Origin of the sequence: Rhizocola hellebori, from assembly GCF_016862955.1 — a bacterium.
GTDB lineage: Bacteria > Actinomycetota > Actinomycetes > Mycobacteriales > Micromonosporaceae > Rhizocola > Rhizocola hellebori.
This window is the reverse complement of the sequence record NZ_BONY01000039.1, coordinates 1-23,057: the sequence shown is the minus strand read 5'-3', so window position 1 is coordinate 23,057 and position 23,057 is coordinate 1. Positions and strand designations below refer to the sequence as shown.

Sequence of the window (23,057 nt, the reverse complement as noted above, 5' to 3'; positions counted from 1 at the left end):
CCTAATCGGCGGTCATCAGCGGAGCGGCTGATTTGCGCGAAACCGTGGCGGCGCTGACGATGACGGCTACGCCGGCACCGAAGAGAATCCCCCCGGGCAGGATGGGGAGCCCGTCGTAGGGCGGTGGGTATCCGGCCAACGCCATGAGCGGCACGCCGAGGAACACTCCGGTGATGATCTGAGCGCCACCCATCTGGGTGCCCAGCACCAATGAGGCGGGCAGGATGCGCTTCCATCGGGTCGTCGATCCCGGTGGGCGCATGTACCAGGCGGCGAGTGCGGCCAGCGGTGTGCCAAGACCCAGAATCAACGGCACCAGGGGCGGCAGCAACGTGCTGCAGGATCCGATCAGCGCGGCGATCATCGCGGAATCGAACCAATGTGTCCTGCCGCGTACGGCTTGCGCGCAGAGCATCGCGGAGAAGCTGAGCAGACCGATGACGATCGCCGAGCCGACGGAGTATCCGTCAGGCAGGTATGCCGCGGACTCGTTGGCAAGAGGGTAGAGGATCGCATCCACCACCATCGCCGGAGTGCAGTACGCGCCGAGCACGGCGAACCCGGCCAGCGTCCGGCGGACAGCAGCTTCGTCGGTGCGTATGGCCTGGGCCAGTTGCCAAGCCGTGTACAAGACGATCACGCCGAGGCCGGCGGCCAGCGTTGCCGCCTGCACGGAAACGGCGTCGCGCGAGTCGAACACGGCGTCGATGCCCAACAGCGCCACAAACGCCAGCACCGCCGGGAAGACGATGGCACCGCGCCCGGCGATGGCCAGGGCCAAACCGGTGACCATGACCAGTATCGCCCCCTGGCGGATCTCATGGACCCAGATGTGGTGCTCGCCGCCGCCGTCGTTTTGCGGGTTGAGCGCTGCGGTCAGAGTCGTCAGCGCATAGACCCACACGGCCAGCCCGCTGCCGGCGAGGAGCCAGCCGCGAAGCGCCGACCGGGCCACGGCGGCGTTCTGTATCAGCGCGCTGGCGCTGACCAAGGCCGGCCGTGCCGGTGCCGCGCGGCCCGCCAGCGCGTACCCCAGCACGAACACCGACGCGAGAAGGCAGATGCGCACCGGGCCGATCGCGTTGCCCACCACCATTTCGGCGTCGATGAAACCCGGCCCGGCATTGTCGAAACGCACGCCGCTGTTCTTCAAATCGAGCAATGCCACCGGAAACCACACCGGCGCGGAACCCAGATTGATCCCCGCCTCCTGCGCCCACGGCCAGGCTGCGACGATCGCGATCAGATCCAGCGTCACCACGGCGCCCATCACCGCGACCAGCCAGCGGCGCCTGGCGTTGTTCGCCGCGGCCACGATGACCGTGAAACCGGCTGCCCACAGGATGAAGACGGCGAAGCTTTGGGCCGCATGGGTTCTGTCGCCAGTCGCGCCTGCCTGTTGCGGCAGGCTCACCAACACGGCCGCGCTCACCACGAAGGCCGGGGCGAGCCTGGCTCGGCTGGGCCGCGGCATCCTCGTCCGTGCACCCACCCGTTTCCCGATCCAGAACAGCACACCGACGGCAACAGCAATGGCGGCCACAGACAGTCCGTTTGCCAGCCAGTTGAAAGTGGTGGCCGGTTCCGGAGGGCCCAGTATCAGTTGCGTGACGCCGATGCTCACCATCGGGATCGCCAGCATCGCCACCACCCAGCACATCAGGCCGCAGAAGAACAGGACGATCAGCGGCTGCACCCCGCGCCCGAGCGCGGGCAGCATTTCCCGCCAGCCCATGGGCACGCCGGCCCGGTTGATCGGTGGGGACATGGCGAGGCTGGCCGCAAACCGCAGCCGCTGCCAGCGACCCAGGTGATGTATCTCGGCAGCCCATTCCCGGGCGCGTTCGTGACGAAGCGGGGCCGGCCACCGGCTGACCGCGATCCTTAGCAGCTGTTCGACCAATTTTCTCATGTGGTACGCGGCTTCCGTGGCCCCGAATCGTCGGCTTCGGACAGTCGTTGACAGAGCGCGACCATGCACACATCGTCGACCATGCTCGAAACTCTACATAGGGGGTAGGCGCCGGTCCAGACTGCGTCAGTCGCCAATCGGATTCCCGACACCTGCCGGGTGCGATCGTCGATCATCCAAAATGGACTTTGCTGGTCCGGCCAGCCAGCGCACCGTGGCCGCGGCGGCCAGGACGGCCACGGTGACCGCGATGAGCAACCGAGATCCGGCGACGTTGATGAGATCGTTGCGCGGCAATGCGGCCGCTCCCGCAACCAGGGCCACCCACACCGCGGCCGCGACCGGCCAGAACACGAGGGGACGCCGCGGCGCGATCGGGGCCGGCCCGTGCCAGCGGACCAGCAGCCGCCGCCGGCCGATCCGGAGAGCCACCGCGATGCTGATCGCGCTTCCGAGAAGTTCCGACGCCAGATGAATCACCCGCCACCAGGGCAGTCCGGCAAACGCGGTGGCATGCATGGCCGTCAGGTAGGTGCCGTTTCCGTAAAAGGGATGCCCTATCAGCAGGTACGGATGCGTGATCGAATCCCACAGCTGATGGCTGAGCGCGGCGAGCAACGCCGAGCAAACGGTGACCATGACCGGGTGGCGCACCGTGGCCAGAACGCCGTAGTCGCGTATGGCCAGCCGGCCGCCGGAGGGCAGATGGGCCACGATGTATGGCGCGGCACGCCGGATCAATACCGCGACCACGACGGTCAGCGGCAGATTGAACCATCCCAGTGCGTGCCAGGCGTGGCTGCGGATGTCGATCGGCAGGCCCGTCACCGCGTAGGCGGCGTCGGGTGCGGCCGCGCCGACCACGAGCGCCACGCCGTCGAACCAGCGTGGCCGCCACAGCTTGAGCCCCACAACGGCACCTTGATGCGAGGGAATCGTCGCCGGCAACTTGGTAACCTCGATTCGGCGGAGGGCAGGCCGCTCGATCACCTCAGGCCACGCCAGACGGGAAGCGCCGGGGCTCCGCGGGTGGCCCGCAGGGGTGGACGTCCTCGTCAGGCAATGGAGGAAAATGTGCGCACATTGCGTATGGCGCTGATCGCGTTCCTGGTCGGCGTGGGAATGCTGGCTATCCCGGCCGCAGCGCAGGCAGCTCCAGGCGACCAGAGCACGGTATGTGGCATCGGCGCTCCATCCGGTTCGGTCATCATTTACTACACCTACAGCGGAGCCTGCTACACCCCACCCGGCGCGGTCTACAACGCTTCCCGGGTGATGCAGGTCAACGGCTACCCGATCGGCACGAACGTTACCGCCTGTAGCGGCAGCCCGGTCCCGGCCGGCTGGGCCGTCGTCTACTCCGGCTTCATGCTGACCGGATGCAGCCTGAACTACGGCTATCCCGGCTACGGGATGGTGCTGACGCGCCAATCCTGATCCGCTCCGGGGCGGTGGCGCAGCGCCACCGCCCCGGTTGGCGGTTTATTTCAGCAGTGGGGGCATTCCAGCCAGTGCACGTCGGCGTGGAGAATGCGGGCCGCGAGTGCGGGCGCGCCGTCCACGGGCGCTGGATCCTCCGGGGTGGGCGCGATTCCACCCGCGGCGATTTCGTCGAGAACGGCCAGGCCGCGGCTGTCCATCCAGCCGAAGACCGTGTAGTTGGGGCGCAGGATGGAGTCGGCGTAGACGAGGAAGAACTGGCTGCCGTTGGTGTTCGGTCCGGCGTTGGCCATCGCCAGCACGCCGCGCGGATAGAAGACCCGGTCGGGCCGATCAGGAACAGGCGGCAGATCTGTCGGCAGCTCGTCTTTGTACTGGTAGCCCGGCCCGCCCGAGCCGGTGCCCGACGGATCGCCACACTGCAGGACCTTGAGCGTCGGGTAGGCGGTCAGCCGGTGGCAGCTGGTCAGGTCGTAGAAGCGATGCCGGATGAGGTGGGCGAAACTCTGCACCGTGCATGGCGCCTTGCTGCCAGTCAGGGTGAGGTTGATGGGCCCGTGATTGGTACGCAGCGTGGCAAGACGATCCCCGGTCGGGGTGCGCCGCGGGTCGGGCGGCAGCGGCACCTTGCGCACGGCGGGATCGTCAGGGGTCTGCGTGTACTGGCATGGCCCTTTGGTGCTGCGAGCCGGTGGCTCGGCCGAAGCCGCGGCCGGCAAGAAGCCCAGCAGCAGCACGCCGGCCGCGCCAATGATCGTTGTCCGGATGAGCCGAGACATCATTGTCTTTCCTCCCCAGGGTGGAACCGTGAGTGGACAATCATCAATGTCACATTGTCAGATCGGCCACGGTTTGTCAGGAGGCAGCGTGTCGCAGCCGGAGCCCGCCTCGCCGGGTGGCCACGTGTTCATCAGCTACTCCCACACCGACACCGGCTATGTGGCGACGCTGCGGGCATTCCTGCAGTCGCAGGGTTTCGAGGTGTGGATCGATGAGTCCATCGTCAGTGGCGATCGATGGGTGGCCATGCTGCGCGATCGCATTGATCGATGTGCGGCCCTGGTGGTGGTGATGTCACCGGCCGCCGAGGAGTCCGAGTGGGTCGACAACGAGCTGCACCGGGCCAGAACGCGGCGAAAGCCGATCCTTCCGCTGCTCCTGGCCGGCGAGCCGTTCTTCAGGCTCGGTGGTGTTCACTACGAGGATGTGACCGGCGGTCGTTTGCCGTCGGCAGCTTTCGTCGCCTCGCTCACGACCGCTGTGAGTGGCCCATTTCCGCTGGCGCCGCAGGGGTACCTGGCACCGCCCGGGGTCGCCATCGAAGAGCATTCGATGATGGCCAACGGGCAGACCGTCGCCCTGTTGACGCCGGATGCTCGGGTGACCTGGTTCTGCCATCCCCGGGCCGACTCACCGCCGATCTTCGCGGATCTCCTCGGCGGAACCTCCGCCGGACATTTTTCGATCGAGCCCCTGACCGGTGATCTGCGGCCAATCGGGCCGGAATCGTTGCGGGGCCAGCGCTACGTGGGTTCCAGCATGACGGTGGAGACCAGCTGGACCGAGCTGACGCTCACCGACTGGCTCACCAGCCGTCTCTATGGCGAGCAACATCTGACGACATCACTGATCCGGGTACTCGAAGGGACAGGCGTAGTCCGCATCGAATTCGCTCCGAAGCCGAAATTCGGGCAGACCACCGCGATCCTCCGGGTCGGGCCGAACGGGCTTTTGATGCTCGCTGGTGTCGATGTCTGTGCGCTGTACTCGCCGGGCGTCAGCTGGTCCATTCTGGACGATGTCGCCATCGGAATCGTCGACCTGGCCAAGTCGGGACCTGTTCTGCTCGATCTCAGATGCGGCACAAGCGACCTCGAACCGCCCGCGCTCTCACCACATGAGCAGGTCGGCGCGAGCCTGCGGCCCTGGCAGGAATGGGCCGACACCCTCAACTTGCCGGCGATCGCCACCGACGAAGTCCGGCGTAGCGCCTTGACCCTGCGCGGGCTCTGGCACCGGTCGACCGGTGCGTTCCTGGCCGCGGTCACCACGTCGCTGCCGGAAACGCTGGGGGCCAGCCGCAACTGGGACTACCGCTACTGCTGGATTCGCGATGCGTCGATGTCGGCTCGGGAATTGGTCAGGCTCGGCTCGCTAGCGGAGGCCGAAGCGCTGCTTGGCTGGATCGAACGCTGTGTCGCTCAAACACATGGGCACCCGGAGCGGCTGCGCCCGCTGTACACCCTCGACGGGCGCGAGCTGGGGCTCGAAGCGCAGATCACCACCGTCGCGGGACACCGCGGCTCAGGGCCGGTGCGAGTCGGCAACCAGGCCGACAACCAGATCCAGCGCGACATCTTCGGTCCGGTGGTGGACCTCGTCGCCGCTGTGGTAGAGACCAGAGCGGCTCGCGGTGCAGGGGACGGCCCGCTGATCGCCGAACACGAGTGGCGGCTCGTTCTGGCCATGGTCCAAGCGGTTTCGGTGGGCTGGAGCGATCCCGATCAAGGGATCTGGGAGCCTCCGCAAAGGCCACGGCACCACCTGCATTCGAAGGTCATGTGCTGGTGGGCCGTGGTGCGCGCGATCGACATCGCGGCCCTGACCCAACGCCACGACGCGGACATCGAATCGTGGACCAGGCTGGCTGCCACAATCCGAGAGGAGGTCCTGACCAAGGGCTGGAACGGCGACGTCGCCGCGTTCACCGAGGCATACGACAATGACCATCTTGACGCGGCCGCCCTCTGGGTCGGCCTCACCGGCCTGATCGAGCCCGCAGATCCCCGATTCCGGCAAACCGTGCACGCCGTGGAGAAGCACCTTCGAGTGGGGCCCACCGTCTGCCGATACAACTGGGACGACGGTCTCGACGGTGATCAGGGCGGTTTTCATCTCTGTACCACCTGGCTTGTCGAGGCCTACCTCCGCACCGGACGCCGCCTCGAAGCGCACGATCTGTTTCAGCAATTCCTCGGACTGCTCGGCCCTACCGGACTCATGCCGGAGATGTATGACGTCGCGCAGAATCTGAGCCTGGGCAACCATCCCATGGCCTACAGCCACCTCGGGCTCATCCGATGCGCCGTGCTGCTGGACTGCGGGAGATGGTCACCGCCAGAAGACCGCGATCGCCGCGTTGAGCAGGGTCATCAGCCCTATGCCGAGGAAGTGGCCTTTCGAGACGGGCTTGCCGGCCCGCTCACGCACCACGGCCACGCCGATGGCGGCGCCGATGAGGACACCGATGCCGAGCTTGACCGCGAGCTTGGGGTAGTTGAGGTCGATGCCTGCCGGGAACGGGATCGCCAGCAGCGCACCGAAGGTCAGTAGCGCGCCGATGCCGATGCGCATGACCCAGTTCACCTGATAGCGGCCGTTGAAGTATTGCACCGCGACGCCGCCCAGCAGCAGCGCGAAGCCGATGAGGTGCAGATAGCGCAGCAGCAGCCGAAGGAATTCCAGAGCGTCCATGGTCGCCTCCCGCAGCGATCCTGCCCGGTGATCGCCGCAAGGGCAAGTGCCGCAGAGTTTCCCGGCTACCTGTCCGCGGGAAGGCGGTCGCGGATTTCCGTGAGCAGCTGGGCCTCACGGCTCAGCTCTTCGGAGGCTTTGCGCTTGGCGAGGTGGTTAATCGGTACCACGACAAAGAAATAAATGGCGATGGCGGTGAGCAGAAACGCGATGAGGACGTTGATGAAAGCGCCGTAATCGAAGACGACGCCGTCGATGGTGAAGGTGCCACCGGCTTGCTTGCCGCCGGTGAGCAGCCGGATCAGTGGGTCAAGGAAGGAGGCGGTGAATTGGGTGATGACCGCGCCGAAGGCAGCGCCGATGACCACACCGACCGCGAGGTCGACGACGTTTCCCCTGGTGATGAACTCCTTGAACCCCTTGAGCACCACCGCAGGATAACCCGCCGGATCACCACGAGTAGGGATTGAGCGCCTGAACCTCCTGGAGATAAGCCGGGCGTGCTCCGCGCGGGCTGGGCCGGCTGCCCCATTCGCACGCCGGTCCGGCTGCCCCATTCGCACGCCGGTCCGGCTTCCGGTGCGATGTCCAGACCGGAGCTGTCCGGAGTGGTCGCGAACAGCTCCAGGTCTTCGGCGTAGCGGATCAGCAGCTGCCGCCACGACGGCGCGAGGACGTCCCATGCGGTGCACTCGGGATCGATCCGGATCACCTGTCCCGGTGTGCCGCCCGGTGGCGGATCGAGGTCGAGAAACCAGTGCACGTCGCCGTTCATGGTGCCGACGCACACCCTGCCCTCGGCGCTCAGCGTCGGCCGCACCGGCCCGTTGAGATGAATCCTGCTCTCGTCGACCATGAAGGCCCAGACCCGGGGGTCGTCAAAGACCGGGTCCGCATCGATCGTGGTGCGCCACATCCTGGTCGACTCGACGATTCCGCTGGCGTCGAAGAGGCACTCCAGCGGAACCGGGCTGGGCAGACCCCATGCCGTTCCGTTGTGGATGCGCAGACTGGCCCGGAAATCCTGTGGCAGCACCAATTCCAGCACGGCTTCCGCCTCTTCGATCGCCTCCACCTCGGCCGGCGGCGCGAGGCGCGGCAGCGAAGCGGGCAGGACACGGCTCAGCCCCGCCTCGATCCGTGTCCAGGCCTCGGTGACATCCTCATCTGCGAATGCTTCAACCTGCAGCATGACGCGAAGTCTAGGCACTCCTCGAATGCCGGCGGTATGCCTGGCCCTACCCGATTTTGACGGGCTGGGCCCAGTGCGGCTGTCACCGCCGGACGCTGAAGTTAGCTGATGCGAACACACCGCCTGGGCGCCTACTGCTGGCTGCTGGCCACACCCCTGTTCCTGGTCGCGAACGTGGTCACCGGGCTGGCCTGGCGACATCCGCCGTTCAGCTGGGCCACCAACAACATCAGCGACCTTGGCAACGTGACCTGCGGGGTGTGGGACACTTCCCGGCCGCGCGAGGTCTGCTCGCCCTGGCATGTGGCGATGAACAGCGCGATGATCGCCACTGGCGTGCTGCTCGCGCTCGGGGCCCTGCTCACCTGGTCGGCGCTCGGGGAAGGGATCTGCGCGCGGACGGCACAGGTGCTGACGCTCGCGGGCGCGAGTGGTTATCTCCTGGCCGGGCTCTATCCGGCCGACGTGAACGAGAACAATCACTTTCTTGCGGCGATGCTGATTTTTGTACTGGCCAATGCCGGCATGCTCGTGGCATCGCTGGCCCGTCGGCCTTCCGTCCTGGGCTCGATGCGCGGGATCAGCCTCACCCTGGGCCTGGCCGGGGTGGCGGGCACCGCGCTGTTCCTGACCCAGGCCGACGTAGGTGTGGGCGCAGGCACGCTGGAACGGCTGGCCGCGTTCCCGTGGCTCATCTGGACGGTCGCGATCGCGGTGCGGCTGAGGGGCAGCGCCGCGGGCTAACCCATGCCCAGAATCTGCCAGCCTTCATCGGGAAACCCTGCCGCGTTGGCCGTGCGGTCCGAGGCGACGTTGGCCGGATCGTGCAGGTAGATCGGCACCGCGTCCTGGGCCAGGATCCATCGCGCCGCCTGCGCCACCAGGCCGGCGGCCAATCCCTTGCCGCGGTGCTCGGGCTCGGTACCCACAGAAATCTCTAGACCAGAAGCGTTGTGCCGCTTGATGCCCACCCCTGCGGCATACTTCCCGTCGATCAGCGTCATCAGCACGTCGCCCCCGAAGGGATGCAGCCACGGCGGCACAAGCGGATCGTCGGCCGGAATCCAAACCCCGGCATCGGGAAGATCGGTCGGCTGGTAGGTCCACCGGAACGTGCCGTAATAGACCCGGCTGTCCGGGCGAGCGAACACCTCGGGCAGCGCCGCCTGAGCCTGCTCCCAGCTGAGCACCCGATCGCGCGCCAGCGTGGCGGAACTGGGCGGCACGGAGATCACCGCGCTCTGCGGGCTGCCCACACCGACCACCTCGCGCAGCTGCCCGTCCCACCCAGGACGGATACGCACCTCGGCTCCAGCAATGGTCAGCCCCGGCGTGCCGGGCCAATCTCCGAGATACTCAATGAGGAAGTCAGTCAGCTTGGCCACACCTGAATCTTGCAGCACGCCCACCCCACCCCGGGCCGGGGGGATGGTCACGGGCAGGCGGCATACTCGACGGTGACCTTCGACGGAACGGGGACTTGTGGAACAGGCGACGGTTGAGCTGCGGGCTTCGGCGCGTGTGTTGGTGCTTGCGTTGAGTCTTTGGGCGATCCTCGATGTGTTCCACACGATCATGGCGGTGGGCCATTACGAGGACCGGATTACCGTGGTGACCCATGGCAGCGCCGACGTGGTACCCGCCTGGTTGGCTTATGAAGTGTGGCAGCAGCTGATGCCTCGTGGCGATGCGACGATCGTGGCCGACAGGTTTTGGATCGCCGGGTCGGTGGTGGCTGCCGTCGCCGTGGTCATTTGGCTGGTCCGAACGCGGCGCAACGCCGCATGGGCGTGGGCGTGGGCCAGCGTTCTGATCGCGGTGCTGGTCCAAGGGCTTTTTTGGGTGTACCAGGCGGTCACCTCGGCCGGCGGCGCGTTCGATAAGACGGCGCTGGACACGCGCTGGGTGGCCTATCCACTGTGGACAGTGGCCAGCCTCGTGACCGTGCTCGCCGCGATCCGAACAGCGCGCGCGGTCCGGCAGGCCGCCCGGCAAGGATCAGCTGGCGCTTAGAGCCGCGCGGAAACCGACCTGCTGGACCACAATGTCCATGTCGAGCGCGGACGGCACGGCGCGAAGGAGATCCGCGCGCAGGATCCGCAGGGTGGCCTCGCCCAGATCGCGCAGCCACGCGCGCATCGACAGCAGCCGGAACTCCGCCGCGGCAAGGTCGGCGATCTCGACCGCACCCGCGTCGCCGAGGCGGGCCAGCAGGCGTTCCCGCAGGAACTGGGCCGGCTCGGGTTCTCGGCCGATGAGGGAGAGCACGAGCTGGTGCTGCTGGAAACGGGCGCTCAGCGCATCTTCGACGAGCACGATGCCGGTGGAGGCCCAGTAGCGCACGAGGGGGTTGTAGCGTCCCACCACCGACATGACCGGGTCGGGATCCGCGCCGTCGCTACGCTTGCGCTGATCGACGGTATAGCTGCTGGTCAGCGCGTGTAGCCGCCGCTGGCAGCGCTCGATCGGGTCCATGGAACCCATCCGGGCCACCCCGCCCGAGATGGGCTGCAGGAACTTCACCGCCGCTTTCGGAGAGTCCTCGAACGCGTCGATGATGTCTTCCTCGATCTCGGCCCGGTCGGCCGGGGTGAGGGCGCTACCGGCCAGGAATTCGGCGAACGCCAGGACCTCGGTGACCTGTTGCCGGGTGAGCCGGAATCCGCGCACGGCGCAGACCACCTCGGCGCCGCCGCCGCTGTCGTGAGCGCCGACGCTTCCCTGCGGGAACCCGGTCGTGCTCTCCAACCAGTGCGCGCTTGCCAGCGGCGTGCCCGCCCACCGGTCATCCGGGATGTCGCGAACCCTTGCTGTGCTGACGTCGACCGACACGGCGTACCTCCTGTGTGGACTCGATCTCGTTCACCTGCTTTCGCCGTGAGCGCTGCCGCCGGTTCCCGAAAAAACGCGCGAGATTGATGGGAACCGTTGCGCTGGGATGCGGCGAACCCGGGGAGTCGACAACCTTCGGGTGACGGGAGTGGTTTCGATGGCCTACGTCGGGCTGGACATTCGCGGGGTGCGGGACCTGGCCAAGGTCTTGGCGGACACTGCGACGCGGGCGGAGACCATACGGCGCGAAAGCGTGGGCGCGCTGAAGCTGGCCGATCTGCCCAGTCAGGTGCCGGTGCAGCTGGCGTTGGTACAGGACGGGTTTTCCCGGCTCGCGTCGGGTGTGGCGGACAAGGCGGGCCTGGCCGAACAGTTCACTTTGGACCCCCAGCGCATCGCGTCCGGACTGGGCGTTTCGGCCGAGCAGCTAGGGATGGCGATCACTGATCTCATCGGCTTCGGCGGCCCGGTCGATCTGCGTGCCGTCCTGGCCGGGCTCGCCCCGCCGGGAGCGGATCCGGAACTGGACGCGGCCCTGGCCCGGCTCAGCCCCGCGGTCTTGCCTGCGCTGCTGGCCGGCCAACGGCCGGAACTCGTACCGGAACAGGTGGCCGATCTGCGGACAGTGGCCCTGCGGCTTGGGATCGAGCACGCCGGACCGTCCGGCGATGCCGAGACCCGGCAGCGCAACACCCGAGGCGGCACAGAGGTTTTCTGGCAGGACTTCTGGGCCGACGGCGTGACCGTCAACGAGGTCCTCGCCGACCCCGGCCGCCTCGCCGATTGGGTAGCCGGCACGTTCGAGCTCGACCGCCGGCTGGCGCTCGCCACCGGCCTGCCCACGCTCGGCGATGTTGTTGCCACCTATGACTTCGCGACCACCGGCGGCGGCGACGTCGCCACGATCGTGGCACAGACCGAGGCGGCGTTCCCGGCCATCGCCGATTGGCTGCCCGCCTTCCTGGTCGGGCAGGACCTCACCGGCCCGGACGACACCCAGCTCGTGCAGACGCTCGCCTTCGCGGAGCGGGTGGGCTGGGCCGACCCGGGCGGGACCCCGGCGCAGCGCTTCGCTGACGCGGTGGCCTACCTGAGAGCCAACCGATTGCTGCAAAGTGCTTTGCTGCCAACGGGTTTCCAGGGTGATCCAGACCCGCTCGCGTTCTTCAACGAACCGGGGATCGGGCAGATCCTTCAGCTAGGGCTGCGCACGGGTGTCCTCACCGGCACCACGATCGCGGGCTTGGCCGCCCTGCTGGACAGGGGAATGGCGGCGCTCGGCATCGACCTGTCCGGACCGGTGCCGGCCGAACTCACCGAATCGTTGCAGCAGCAGCTGTTCGCGTTCGTGGCGAGCCAGATCCCGGCGGCGCTGGCCCAGTCCCCGGCGATCCAGGGCCAGTTCATCGCGGCGCTCGGCTACCTTCGCCAGGCAACCACCGGGCCGCAATTGCGCCAGCGCATCATCGAAGTCGTCGCGGCCTTCCGGACCATCGCGGTCACCGGCCCACCGGCGCTGACCGAGCGGCAGCTCACCGCGGTCGTCGGCGAGAGTGTGCTGGGCGTGCTGGGCCGGGCGCGGCTGCGGCTGCGCAACGCCGATGCGGTGCGCAAGAACCCGGAATTCCTTCTCGTCGCCCGCCAATGGGGGATTCCGGGTGGCCACAAACAGGATCTCGGCAAATACAAGTTCTCCTGGTCCTTCGACGAACTCGGTGTGCTGACCGGGATCCGGCGAAAGAAGAAGAGCACGCTGTCGCGGGTGTTCGACACCATCAAGTCGGTGGGCAAGGCGATTCTTGAGTCCTGGAAGGACAATCCGTTCAAGGCGATCTTCCAGGTGGGCAAGATCGCTCTCGGTGTGGCGTCACTTTTCGTGCCGGGGCTGGGTTTGGGCGCGGCGGCCATGGCGCTGAGCCTGGGTGAGGCGGCGTTCCATGCCGTGGAAGGGGACTGGCTGGCGGCCATCGGCTCGGGCCTGTCCGCTTTCACGGCGGGGGCCGAGGTGTTCGGCGAGGTCTCGGCCACGGTGCTCCAGACATCGCAGATGGAGTTCGTGAAGACACTGTTCCAAGGCGACGAGACTTTGAACTTCCTCATCAACGCGAAGCGGGCGCTCGACATCGGCACCTCGGTCATCCGGTTCACCCAGGCGGATTCCTTGCTGGGCAGCATCGGGGCCGGTCTGGGCGCGTTCTCCACCGCGCTCGGCAACGGTGGGGAACTGTTGCGCAGCATGGGCGGCGACGTCTCGCTCGGCAAAGCCCTGGTGCAGCTCGGCACCACCGCGCGGGACCTGACCAGGATGGTCGTCCCCGCCGCGGGCCTGGTCCAGGCGATCGAGAACGGCGACCTCGCCAACGCGTTCGGCAACGGGCTGCTCGCAGTGTCCGCCGGTGCGACGGCTTTCTCCGATCCCAGAGGTGTTTTTGGTACCCCGACCAGCCTCGGCAGCTCGCTATTCGGCTTCGACAAGGAGGCGCAGGCCACCTTGCGGGCGATCGGCCAGGGCACAGGGGTCCTGGGCAACCTGACCCGGGCCATCACCGCGGCCGATGCGGGTCAGGCCTTCCTCGCCGGGTCGTTCCTCTCGCAGGCCGTGGCGGCGCTCAACGATCCGCGTACCAGCGTGGTGGGAAACCGTGCCGTGGTGACCCAGCGCATCGCCGAGGTGGGCGCCATCCTCGAGCAGGTGTTCAAGGGGGCCAATCCCCGAGCTGCCGCGCCCTTCGTCGTCGATGGTCTGTCCAAAGTGGTCGATGCACTCGGTACCCAGGTAAGAGCTCCGGACGCCAATGCAGGAGTCCAGCGTCCGGAAAGGCTGGCGGCGACCAGCTCCGGTGCGCAGATCCTGCGCGGCGACGCCGGCGCGGACGTGCTGTTGGCCGGCTTCCGAGAGGGCGGCGACGGAAGCGCGCCGCTCATTCTGGCCGCGGGTGGGCCGGAGCTTGCGGACCGGTTGCCCACCGTTGAAGACCCGGAAATATCCAAGACGCCGGAGAACTGGTTCAGTGAAGGCTTCGCGGGCATGTCGACCGAGCTTCTGCGTGAACAGGCGCGGCAGTTCGGCCAGGACGCGGAAGCCCAGCGCTCCCAGGCCAGACTGCTGGAAGGGGTGCAGCAGTGGGCCCCCTTCATCTTCGGAACCACCGGGGCCACGGTGTTGGGTGGCTGGGGCGCCACCCAGGGCGCGCTGACCGGTTTCGAGTTCGGGCCGCCCGGTGCGATCGTCAACGGCACGCTCGGGTTCGTCGTCGGTGTCCGCAAGGGTTGGGAGGCAGGCAATCTCGTCGGGCAGATCGTGGGGGTGAACATGTTCGGCACCCAGATCCAGCAGCTGAAGGAGGGCGCGAACCAGTCCGAGGCGATGCAGCAGCTCCTCAACACCGAGATCTACCGCCGTGAGGTCGATGACCGGATCGCCTACCGCACAAGCGTGGAGCAGCTCGCGCCATCGGGCACGGTGTTGACTTTCGGGCGCATCGAGCGGGCCCCCGCGACGGCTTTTGACGGGACGGTGCTCCCGCAGCCGATGTTCAGGCCGCAGGGGCCGCTGCCCGACCTGATGCGGATGCCCGTGGACCCTGCGCCCGACGACATCCCACCGTTCGGCAGCGACGTGGCACCCTTGCGGCGGGCCGGGCTCTCCAACTTCAGCGAGGAGCCCGGCGCGATCACGGTGGTGGACAGCTTCGGTGGGCGGACGCTGAGCGGGCAGGGCGAAGACTTGCCGATCGTGCTGGCCGGCCTGCGCAGGCGGGGTGGCCCAGACCTGGACGACCGGATGCCGAACCTGGACCAGAACCTGCCAGAGGAGTCCGTGTTGCGCCCGGACGGGCGGCCGATCGACAACTGGTTCGAGGAAGGCTTCGGCGGAATATCGACCGAATCGCTACGCGCGCAAGCGGAGCAGCTTGGTGTCGACGTGGAGGCACAACGGTTCGATGCCAGCCTCCTCACCGGCATACAGCAGGCCGGTCCCCTCATCGGCGCCACGGCGCTGGGCACTTGGGGCGCTGCCGAAGGCGCCTTCGTCGGCTGGAGGGCCTTCGGCCCGTACGGCGCGCTCGTCAACGGGACAATCGGGCTCGTGGTCGGCGCGGAGAAGGGCTGGAAGTATGGCGGCCCGGCCGGGATGCTGTTCGGCGCGGCCATGGATGAGACGGTCCAGGGCCTGAAGATGGGCGCGAACCAGTCCGAGGCGATGCGGCAGATCGTCAACGACGAGATCTACCGCCGCGAGGTCGAGGAACGCTTCGCCTGGCAGGACGGCGTGCAACGGCTTGCGCCGCAAGGGATGGCGCTGTCGTTCGGGCCGCCTGATCAGGTCGTGGCGACAGCCCTGGACGGGACCGTCATCCCGCAACCGGCCTTCCTGCCCGAGGGCACGGTGATGCCCGACGGGAGCCTGCTGCCAGAGGAGAGCGCCGGTCTCAACCCACTCGACGGCGCACCTTTCCTCGTGCAGACGTCGGTGGATTGGGCCTCCGGCGACATGTCGCCGTTCGGAGGGCAGGCCTTCGAGACCCGCGAATTCTCCTTCCAGGACGCGGATTTCTACTACGCGGACCTGGCCCCGACACAGCCGGCCGAGAGCTTCAGCGACGTGGAGATGTTCACCTTCGAGGAATCGTCCACTTTCGACACCGGGGACTTCGTTTACGAGTAACGCGAACCGTAAGCCCACCTACAAGCGAATACCAAACAACCAGGCGGCACAACGGTCGCCATGGAGACACCAGATCGGGAGGAAGAGATGAGCACTGGAATCCTCGGCGGAGATGTCGCGCAGATCCAGGAACACGCCGCCGCTTACCGGGTGTTGGGTGACAGCCTCGTCGCGTGCGGCACAAACATCGTGTCCACTACGGACAATGCGGTGGCCGGTCTGCAGGAGCAGATCAGCGGAGCCCAGATGGCCGTCGTGTCCGCGCTGCAGTCGGTCAGCCAGGAGTCCCGCTCGGTCATGTCGAGCTTTGGCGGCATCCAGTGGACCGGTGCCAACCGGGCCCAGGCCGAAGAGGTCGGCATCGAGCTGGACGCCCGCGTCACCGAAACGACCGCACAGGTACAGGAACTGTTCGACGCGTTCCGCGCCGACCTGGCCCGCCTGGGCGCACAGCTGACCGACGTCGCGGCCCAGTTCAACACCGTGGCCGCGGCCGCCGCCGAGTCGGCCGGGTCGCTGGGCCACGCGATGAACGCCCAGGCCATGCAGCTCAACGACGTGATGAACACCGGGATCGTCCGCGTCTGAGGCGGGCACGGGCGCGCGGATCCCGCGATCCCGCGGCGGGATCGCCCAGCTGGCGGATGGCCGGGACGGATGAGCGTCCCGGCCATCGCGCACGGCCTGGCCCACTGCGCGCGGACGAGAAGGAGGCATTGACATGCCATTTGCCGAGGACTACGACGTAGCGGCCAACGCGCTGGAGGCCGCCGCGCAGGAGGCCGCGTCGATGATGGAATCGGCTCGCGCCGCCCTGGGCACCGGGGTGATGGTCGGTGGGCAGCTCACCCGGCTGGTGACCGACGAGCTCGACGCGGCCGCCGGGATCCTGGACCAGGTTTCCTCCGAACTCACCGAGCTGGTGGCCACCTGCCGGGAACGGGCCGAGATCTGCCGCCAGGCACAAGCCGACCAGCACACCTATGCCGCTTCCTATACGCGGTACCAGGCCGATCTACGCGACTGGCAGGACCATCACGGAACACGGGAGCCGGCCCCCGAGCCGCCGACAGCCCCGGAAGCGGCGCCCGCCTGGGCCAACCGCTGACGTGCTTACAGGCCAACACTGTGGACAGTTGCCAACTGTCCACAGTGTCATGTTCAGTGCTTCAGGGTGGCCGTCATGACGACAGCGTTGGACGGGCTCGGCGGCTCGCCCTCGGCCTGCAGCGTGATCACCAGAGCGGTGTAGTCCTTCGGGTCCACTCCGCTCCACAGCGCCACCGAGCTGCCCTCCTGGCGCTGATGGAAGGAGCCGAGCGGCACCACTCCGCGGGGGCCGTGCAGCCAGGCCGAATAGTAGGAGCCGGGCGCGGCCGCGGGCAGGCCGGTTGCCTGCACCCGCAGCGAGAAGCCGGACGGATTCGCCGCGACCACCACGGTGGCCGTGGCGTCCGGAGCGAGCTGGGTGCCGCTGGCCACATACGTTTCGCCCGCGGGCGGGCCGGGCTGCAGCGCCCTGTCTACGGCCAGCACGCCGAAGGTGAACACGGCCGCAGCGAATGCCGCGACGGGAATCGCCCAGGTGAGGCGTCCCCAGCTGGGGCGCCAGCGCTCGGCACGCGCCTTTTGCCGTTGGGGCGCGGCCGCCACAGGTGTTACGGGTGCGGCCGCCACCGGTTGGGCCGGCACAGGTGTTGCGGGCGCGGCCACCACAGGTTCGGCCGGCACAGGTGTGGCGGCCGCGGTTGCCTGGTCGCTCACCCGGCTGAGGATGCTATCGCGCAGAAAGGGCGGTGGCGCGCTCCAGGTGGCCGGGGCCCGAAGCTCATCGGCCAGCGCGGCGAATTCGGCCACGCCGGAGTCGGCGGAAGCGCGTTCTGCCCGCTCGTCGAGGTAGGCGGTGAGCCGGTCCACGAAGGCGTCATCGTTGCGGAGGCCGGCGTTCATCGAGAATCCCTCCGTCGTTGGCCCGTTCCTCGATCTGAATACGGGCCGCGGGGTAGGCCCGGTTCCCCGGTGTCGGATTCGGGATTGTCGCGCACGTGCGCGAGCAGCTCGGCGAGATGCCGATGAGCGCGGTGCGAACGGGACTTCACGGTGCCCAGGGGCAGCCCGAGCCGCTCCGAGATCTGCACCTGGGTCAGATCCTCGAAGAACGACAGCCGCACGATCTCCCGCTCCTCGGTGCCCAGCGAGCCGAGCGCCTCCTGCACCACCCAGGAGGTCCAGGCCTGATCGATGCCGGGCGACTCGACCACGGCGTCCTGCTCGGCCTCGTGGCCGCCCCGGGTGGGCCGCAGCTCGCGGCGCATCATGTCCAGCGCCGTGTAGCGGGCGATGGTGAGCAGCCACGGCCCGAGGTCACGTTCGGGATCGTAGGAGGAGGCCGCCTGCCACGCTCGGATGAACGTCTCCTGCACCGCCTCCTGGGCGAGCTGATCGGTGCGGGTCACTCCGATCGCGACAGACCACACCGGGCGGGCGTACCGGTCGTAGACCTCGCTGAGCGCCTCCACATCGCCGTCGCGGAACCGGACCAGGGTGGCCGCGGGCAGCTGCATCCGCTGTTGCGGCTGGGCCGGGATGACCGCGTCGGCGGAGGCGGGCGAGGTCGCCGCGGCGCCGGCGGGGGAGTCGGGGGGAATCCTCACGGCCACGTGGCCACCTTACGTGGTAAATCGTCCGCTGTGGATCCCCGGGAACCGTCGCGGGCGTCGGCGGCGAATGCCGGTCGACCGCGCAGGAATGACGACCGGTGATGTGGACGGTGTGGCATGAGGTTCAGCATCAGCGACCAGCGCTTTGCCGATGTCGTCCGGCCCGTGCTGGATGTGAGCCTCGGCGCGATGGCCGCCGACGTGACTGTCGGCGAACTGCTGGACGTGCTGTGGCCGGCCGCATCGGCCCGAACCCCCGTCATGGATCTCGACGGTGTCCCGGTGACCGTGCACGATCGGATCACCGAGCTGGCGCTGCGGGCCGGATCGGTGCTGAGTCTGCGCGCGCAGGAGGAACCCGCCGCACAAGCGGCAAGGGGTCTGATCGACCTCACCGAGATCGCCGGGCCCGATTCTGGCCTGCGCCTTCGCGTTGGGGACGGAGTCTTCGCCCTGGGGCCCGCCGCCGCACCCGGCTTCGCCCACGCAACGGTGACCCGGCCCGCGGTGCGCATCGAGGTCACCGCGGCCGGATGCCAGATCAGCCCGCTGATCGAAGAAGTCATAAGAATCGATGGGCAGGCGCTGGCCGCAGACCTGCCGACGCCCGCCGGGATGGACCGAGGCTCGATCATCGCTTTGGGCGCCACCGTCTTCCGGCTGTCCCGGGCGGCCAGCGCGGCGTCGTATGGCGAGTCCACAGTGGACGTACACGGCCGGTCACCGTTGATCAGGACTCCCCGCGTGGCCACCGTGGCACCCGTCCCGCAAGTGACGGTGCCCGAACCGCCCGCGCCACCACCGGTCCCGGCCCCGCTTTCGTGGCTGCTGCTGCTCGCACCGCTGCCGATCGGTGTGGTCATGGCGCTGGTGTTCAGCCCGTTCTTCCTGGTCATGACCGCGATGACGCCGATGATGGGGCTGGCGCGGTGGGTGGAGGGCAAGTTCCGGGCCAAGAAGGACAAGGCCCGGATCGCGGCGCAGGAGGAGGCGGCCGCGGCCCGGTTCGGTGCGGACCTCGACGAGGCGCGAACAGTCGCCGGTGACGCGGCCCGCGCCGGGTTCACCGATCTCGGCGAGCTTGCGCTGCGCTCGGAGTCGGGGCGGCGGCTGTGGGAGGTCCGGCCCGGCGACGCCGATGAGCTGAGGGTGCCGGTCGGCATCGGCAACCTGCCCTGGCGGCCCGACCTGGGCCGCCGGGGCGACACGCTGCCGGCCCTGCCGTATCTGGCCGAGGTGCTGCAGACGCGGGCCACTCTGGTGGACGTACCGGTGATCGTCGACCTGCGCGAGCGCTCCGGACTCGGCGCGGTCGGCCCGCTGCAGATCGCGCGCAGAACGATCGCAGCGGTAGTCGTCGATCTCGTCACCCGGCACGGCCCGGCCGATATAGACCTGGCCCTGGTGCTCGACCCCCGGCTGCTTTCCGACTGGGACTGGGCGAAGTGGTTGCCGCACTTGGCCGGCGAGGACGGTGCGCCGCGCATCGCCACCGACGCCGAGGGCGCGGTGGCGCTGCTGACCCGCCTCACCGCCGAGACGACGCCCGCGACGACGCCGGCGCTCGTCGGCCGAGGTACGCCCGCCACCACCCGGCACGTCGTGGTGGTCGTCGACGGGGAGGACCTGTTGACCGGTGCGGTGGCCTCGTTGCTGGGCAAGCTGTCGCGCGGCGGTGGCCGTGCCCTGGTGATCGCCTCACGCCCAGAGCGGCTGCCGTCGGTGTGCCGCAGTTTCCTCGAGCTGACCCCCGACGGTCTGGCCACCGTGACCGATGCGGTGACCGGTGAGCGCACCCAGGGCCTGACCGCAATTCAAGCTTCCCTTCAGGTGTGTACCGCTTCCGCGCGCGCCCTGGCCCGGTGGACCGACCCGGAACAGCCGGTCGCGGCGGCTCTCCTGCCCGATCAGGCAAGGCTTTTCGACCTCCTGCTGGCGGCGGCGGCCAGTGCCGACGGGCTCGGCCGCCCGGTCGCCGAGCTCGACCCGGCGACGATCTTCGCGTGGTGGCGGCGTGGGGTTTCGGGCCTGCAAGCGACAGTTGGCGTCACCGAACACGGCCCGCTGACAGTGGATCTGCTCGCCGACGGTCCACATGGTCTGGTCGTGGGGACGACCGGCTCGGGCAAGAGTGAGCTGCTGCGAACCTTGGTCGCCTCGCTGGCGTGCAAGTATTCGCCCGACGACCTGACCTTCCTGCTCGTCGACTTCAAGGGCGGCGGCGCTTTCGACGCATGCGCGGGGCTGCCGCACACGGTCGGGCTGGTAACCGATCTGGACGAACACCTTGCCGCGCGGGCCTTGCGCTGTCTGCGGGCCGAGCTGCGCTACCGGGAACGCCGGTTGCGCGACGCGGGCGTGAGCGACCTCGCCGACTATCTGGCACCCTCTCCGCCGCTGCCGCGGCTCGTCATCGTGATCGACGAATTCGCCACTCTGGCCGTGGAGCTGCCGGGCTTCCTGTCGGCGCTGATCGATGTGGCGCAACGGGGCCGGAGCCTGGGGATCCATCTGCTGCTGGCTACCCAGCGGCCGCAGGGCGTGGTCGACGGGAAGATCCGGGCCAACACGAACCTGCGGGTCGCTTTGCGGGTTCAGGACGATGCGGACTCGCGCGACGTCCTCGGGACCCGCAACGCGGCCGACATCGACCGGCGTCGGCCGGGCCGGGCCTACGTACGCCTGGGCGCGGGCGAGATCGTCGCGCTGCAGTCGGCGCTCGTCTCAGCGGCCGTGTCGGCGGACGCGGCGCAGCGTCTCGATGTCACCCCGTTCGGCCTGCTTCCGCAGTCGCAGGCGGCGGTCAGCCCGGCCGCCGCGGCTGGCCCGACCGACCTGGAACTGTTGCTGCAGGCCACTATCGGGGCCGCGCGGCAGGGCGGTTACGACCCGCCCCGGGTGCCGTGGCCAGCGCCGCTGCCGGCCGAGGTCGACGCGTGGACCCTGCCCGACGGCGACGGCCCGGTGCCACTGGCCATAGTGGACCTTCCCGATGAGCAGCGCAGCGATGTTTGGCGGTGGCAGCCCGAGGCGGGCGGCACCCTGGTGCTGGCCGCCGACGCGGACTCCACCGGCGCGGTCCTCGCCGCGGCCTGCCTGGGCTTGGCGCGCTGCCGTCCACCCGACCGTCTGAAAATCTTCATCCTGGACGGGGTGGGGCGCGGCCTCAACGAGCTGATCGCCCTGCCGCATGTGGTGGCGATCGTCGGATCCGACGACGGCGAGCGGCTCAGCCGGGTGCTGGATCTGCTCGACGGCGAGGTCGCCCGCAGGCGCGCCAGCGGGGCACCCGGCCCGGAAGTCCTGCTCGTGCTGGCCGGCTGGAGTGCGGTCGTGGAGGGTGCCGAGCGGGCCGGGCTGGCCGACGCCGCCCAGCGCTTGGAGCGGCTGCTGCGCGACGGGGTCACGGCCGGTCTGCGGCTGCTGATCTCGGCACCCCATGAGCGTGCCGTGCCCGGCCGGGTACTGGCCCAGCTGCCCACGAAGCTGTGCCTGCGGTTGGCCGACGCCAGCTCCTACACCGGCCTCGGGCTGCGCGTGCGCGACGTGCCCGATCTGCGCGGGCTTCGCGCCATCGACCTGCAGACCCAACACGAACTCCACATTGGACGGTACGGGAACGGTGCGGTGGCTCGCGTTGTCGCGATGTACCCGGATGCGGCAAGCACGGCGACGATCGGTGTTCTGCCCGAGACTGTTCCCGCGGCGGAAATCCTCAAGGTATCGGCGGTGACCGGCACGACTTGGCGGTTCGGCATCGGGCGCTACTACCGCGATCTCAAGGTGGCCGCGCTGGCCCTGGCCCCCGGCATGCATGCCGTCGTGGCCGGCCCGCCCGGCAGCGGCCGCACCACGGCGCTGCGCGTGTTCGCCGCGGCAGCCCGGTTCAGCGCGCCCGATGCGGCCATCTGCGTCGTCGCGGCCGATCCGTCCGGCTGGGACCCGGCGCAACTGACCGAACTGGCCGGGTCGTTCGACGAGCTGTCCTGCTGGCCCCCGCAAGGCCGGGGACTGTTGCTGGTGGACGGGGTCGACACGATGGGGCCGGGCGTGGGCGCCGCCCTCGACCGTCTGTTCGCCCACGTCGCGGTCGCCACCCACATCGTCGTCGCCGGGCGGGCCGAGGCGTTCCGCGGCATGCAGGCGTGGCAGCGGGCGGTCACCATGTCGCGTACCGGTCTGCTGCTGCGACCCGGCACAGACGACGGTGACATCCTGCGCATCCGGCTGCCCCGGGAGGCCCCGCCCAAGGCCGTGCCCGGCCGGGGCTACCTGGTCGAGGCCGGCGGCCTGGCCCAGGTGCAGGCGGCCATCCTGCCGACCCCCGCCCTGCTCGCCGCCAACGCCACCGTTTGAGCCGAACCCGGGAGGTTGCCATGAAGCAGGAGGACGGCCGGGGCGTGGGCATCTGCCTTGGCGAGTCGGGCGCCGTGATCGCGGTGGCCCGGTCACACCCGCCGCGCCTCATCGCGCTGGCGAGCGTGAGCTGGCCGCACGGGCAGTGGCGGCAACCCGGCCCTTCGGCCACCGCGCGCCGGATGCTGGTGCGCGCGCGCCGGCAGCTGGCGCTGCCGCGATGGCACCCGGTGTCCGTCGTCATTGGACCGTCCCTGGCCGGCCAGATACTCGACGATACGCTGGCCGCGAGCGCCGAACTGTTCGCGCGGGCCGGATGGTCCCAAGCCTGGATCACCACCCCGGACCGGGCCGAAACCCTGCGGCGTCAGGTGACGGTCGCCCCGGGCGAGCTCGGTGCCGCCGCAGCAGGCAAGGAGGCGGGCCTCGCCATCGGCGCAGCCCTCACCAGCCTCGCCCCACCCCCCACAGCCATTCCCCCCGTCCCAGTCACCATCACGCCCCCCACCCCCGCCACACCCA

18 protein-coding genes are annotated in these 23,057 nt (G+C 68.9%); 9 read left to right on the top strand and 9 right to left on the bottom strand.

The genetic code is table 11. From position 1 onward, the window contains the following. Position 1: 1 nt before the first annotated feature. Positions 2 to 1,912 carry a hypothetical protein gene (locus tag Rhe02_RS28415; RefSeq protein WP_203911454.1) on the bottom strand — a complete coding sequence of 637 codons (1,911 nt, stop codon included), beginning with the start codon at positions 1,910 to 1,912 and terminating at the stop codon, positions 2 to 4. Positions 1,913 to 2,038: 126 nt separating this feature from the next. Continuing rightward, positions 2,039 to 2,902, bottom strand: a complete 864-nt coding sequence (locus Rhe02_RS28410; RefSeq protein ID WP_275412650.1) for a DUF4184 family protein — start codon at positions 2,900 to 2,902, stop codon at positions 2,039 to 2,041. 84 nt (positions 2,903 to 2,986) lie between these two features. Between Rhe02_RS28410 and Rhe02_RS28405 the strand changes: the two genes are divergently transcribed. Further along, entirely contained in the window at positions 2,987 to 3,349 is a 363-nt protein-coding gene (locus Rhe02_RS28405) for a hypothetical protein (protein WP_203911452.1), read from the top strand. 50 nt (positions 3,350 to 3,399) lie between these two features. Here Rhe02_RS28405 and Rhe02_RS28400 read toward each other — a convergent pair whose 3' ends face one another. Further along, positions 3,400 to 4,134 (bottom strand): peptidylprolyl isomerase, encoded by a 735-nt coding sequence (locus Rhe02_RS28400; RefSeq protein WP_203911451.1) that lies wholly within the window; start codon positions 4,132 to 4,134, stop codon positions 3,400 to 3,402. An 85-nt stretch (positions 4,135 to 4,219) separates the two neighbouring features. On the opposite strand from Rhe02_RS28400, the gene Rhe02_RS28395 reads away from it, so the two are divergent. Then, positions 4,220 to 6,685: a trehalase-like domain-containing protein gene (locus tag Rhe02_RS28395; protein ID WP_203911450.1), complete on the top strand. Its 2,466-nt coding sequence runs from the start codon at positions 4,220 to 4,222 to the stop codon at positions 6,683 to 6,685. 206 nt (positions 6,686 to 6,891) lie between these two features. On the opposite strand, the gene Rhe02_RS28390 is transcribed toward Rhe02_RS28395, so the two are convergent. Together Rhe02_RS28390 and Rhe02_RS50060 are read right to left on the bottom strand one after the other, a co-directional pair. Then, positions 6,892 to 7,194: a large conductance mechanosensitive channel protein MscL gene (locus Rhe02_RS28390; protein WP_239124095.1), complete on the bottom strand. Its 303-nt coding sequence runs from the start codon at positions 7,192 to 7,194 to the stop codon at positions 6,892 to 6,894. Next, positions 7,128 to 8,018: an SMI1/KNR4 family protein gene (locus Rhe02_RS50060; RefSeq protein WP_239124094.1), complete on the bottom strand. Its 891-nt coding sequence runs from the start codon at positions 8,016 to 8,018 to the stop codon at positions 7,128 to 7,130. Before Rhe02_RS50060 ends, Rhe02_RS28390 begins: the two co-directional genes overlap by 67 nt. A 108-nt stretch (positions 8,019 to 8,126) precedes the next feature. Here Rhe02_RS50060 and Rhe02_RS28385 point away from each other — a divergent pair, with 108 nt between their 5' ends. Beyond that, positions 8,127 to 8,762 carry a DUF998 domain-containing protein gene (locus Rhe02_RS28385; RefSeq protein ID WP_203911448.1) on the top strand — a complete coding sequence of 212 codons (636 nt, stop codon included), beginning with the start codon at positions 8,127 to 8,129 and terminating at the stop codon, positions 8,760 to 8,762. Here the strand turns inward: Rhe02_RS28385 and Rhe02_RS28380 are convergent. Beyond that, entirely contained in the window at positions 8,759 to 9,403 is a 645-nt protein-coding gene (locus tag Rhe02_RS28380; protein ID WP_203911447.1) for a GNAT family N-acetyltransferase, read from the bottom strand. The genes Rhe02_RS28385 and Rhe02_RS28380 overlap by 4 nt on opposite strands. Before the next feature lie 151 nt (positions 9,404 to 9,554). Between Rhe02_RS28380 and Rhe02_RS28375 the strand changes: the two genes are divergently transcribed. Further along, positions 9,555 to 10,031 (top strand): hypothetical protein, encoded by a 477-nt coding sequence (locus Rhe02_RS28375; RefSeq protein WP_203911446.1) that lies wholly within the window; start codon positions 9,555 to 9,557, stop codon positions 10,029 to 10,031. Here Rhe02_RS28375 and Rhe02_RS28370 read toward each other — a convergent pair. Then, on the bottom strand, positions 10,017 to 10,850 hold the full coding sequence (locus Rhe02_RS28370) for a hypothetical protein (protein WP_203911445.1): 834 nt from the start codon (positions 10,848 to 10,850) through the stop codon (positions 10,017 to 10,019). The genes Rhe02_RS28375 and Rhe02_RS28370 overlap by 15 nt on opposite strands. Positions 10,851 to 10,989: 139 nt before the next feature. Here Rhe02_RS28370 and Rhe02_RS28365 point away from each other — a divergent pair, with 139 nt between their 5' ends. The 3 genes from Rhe02_RS28365 to Rhe02_RS28355 all read left to right on the top strand — a co-directional run bounded on the left by Rhe02_RS28365 (position 10,990) and on the right by Rhe02_RS28355 (position 16,627). Next, positions 10,990 to 15,519, top strand: a complete 4,530-nt coding sequence (locus tag Rhe02_RS28365; RefSeq protein ID WP_203911444.1) for a hypothetical protein — start codon at positions 10,990 to 10,992, stop codon at positions 15,517 to 15,519. 87 nt (positions 15,520 to 15,606) lie between these two features. Next, positions 15,607 to 16,107: a hypothetical protein gene (locus Rhe02_RS28360; protein ID WP_203911443.1), complete on the top strand. Its 501-nt coding sequence runs from the start codon at positions 15,607 to 15,609 to the stop codon at positions 16,105 to 16,107. A 133-nt stretch (positions 16,108 to 16,240) separates the two neighbouring features. Then, positions 16,241 to 16,627 (top strand): DUF630 domain-containing protein, encoded by a 387-nt coding sequence (locus Rhe02_RS28355; protein ID WP_203911442.1) that lies wholly within the window; start codon positions 16,241 to 16,243, stop codon positions 16,625 to 16,627. Positions 16,628 to 16,680: 53 nt separating this feature from the next. Here the strand turns inward: Rhe02_RS28355 and Rhe02_RS28350 are convergent, their stop codons facing one another. Then, positions 16,681 to 17,469 (bottom strand): anti-sigma factor, encoded by a 789-nt coding sequence (locus Rhe02_RS28350; protein WP_203911441.1) that lies wholly within the window; start codon positions 17,467 to 17,469, stop codon positions 16,681 to 16,683. Then, a complete protein-coding gene (locus Rhe02_RS28345; protein ID WP_203911440.1) occupies positions 17,466 to 18,173 on the bottom strand; it encodes an RNA polymerase sigma factor in 708 nt (235 codons plus the stop codon). Before Rhe02_RS28345 ends, Rhe02_RS28350 begins: the two co-directional genes overlap by 4 nt. Before the next feature lie 123 nt (positions 18,174 to 18,296). Between Rhe02_RS28345 and Rhe02_RS28340 the strand changes: the two genes are divergently transcribed. Both Rhe02_RS28340 and Rhe02_RS28335 read left to right on the top strand, forming a co-directional pair. Continuing rightward, positions 18,297 to 22,535, top strand: coding sequence for an FtsK/SpoIIIE domain-containing protein (locus Rhe02_RS28340; RefSeq protein ID WP_203911439.1), 4,239 nt, complete (start codon positions 18,297 to 18,299; stop codon positions 22,533 to 22,535). Positions 22,536 to 22,555: 20 nt separating this feature from the next. Further along, positions 22,556 to 23,057: hypothetical protein (locus Rhe02_RS28335; protein ID WP_203911438.1), on the top strand; the 502-nt coding region annotated here is incomplete at its 3' end.

Bases quoted from the DNA above. Each gene is read 5' to 3' on its own strand.
- Rhe02_RS28415 (WP_203911454.1), bottom strand. From the start codon at position 1,912: ATGAGAAAATTGGTCGAACAGCTGCTAAGGATCGCGGTCAGCCGGTGG.
- Rhe02_RS28400 (WP_203911451.1), bottom strand. From the start codon at position 4,134: ATGATGTCTCGGCTCATCCGGACAACGATCATTGGCGCGGCCGGCGTG.
- Rhe02_RS50060 (WP_239124094.1), bottom strand. From the start codon at position 8,018: ATGCTGCAGGTTGAAGCATTCGCAGATGAGGATGTCACCGAGGCCTGG.
- Rhe02_RS28385 (WP_203911448.1), top strand. From the start codon at position 8,127: ATGCGAACACACCGCCTGGGCGCCTACTGCTGGCTGCTGGCCACACCC.
- Rhe02_RS28360 (WP_203911443.1), top strand. From the start codon at position 15,607: ATGAGCACTGGAATCCTCGGCGGAGATGTCGCGCAGATCCAGGAACAC.
- Rhe02_RS28355 (WP_203911442.1), top strand. From the start codon at position 16,241: ATGCCATTTGCCGAGGACTACGACGTAGCGGCCAACGCGCTGGAGGCC.
- Rhe02_RS28350 (WP_203911441.1), bottom strand. From the start codon at position 17,469: ATGAACGCCGGCCTCCGCAACGATGACGCCTTCGTGGACCGGCTCACC.
- Rhe02_RS28340 (WP_203911439.1), top strand. From the start codon at position 18,297: ATGAGGTTCAGCATCAGCGACCAGCGCTTTGCCGATGTCGTCCGGCCC.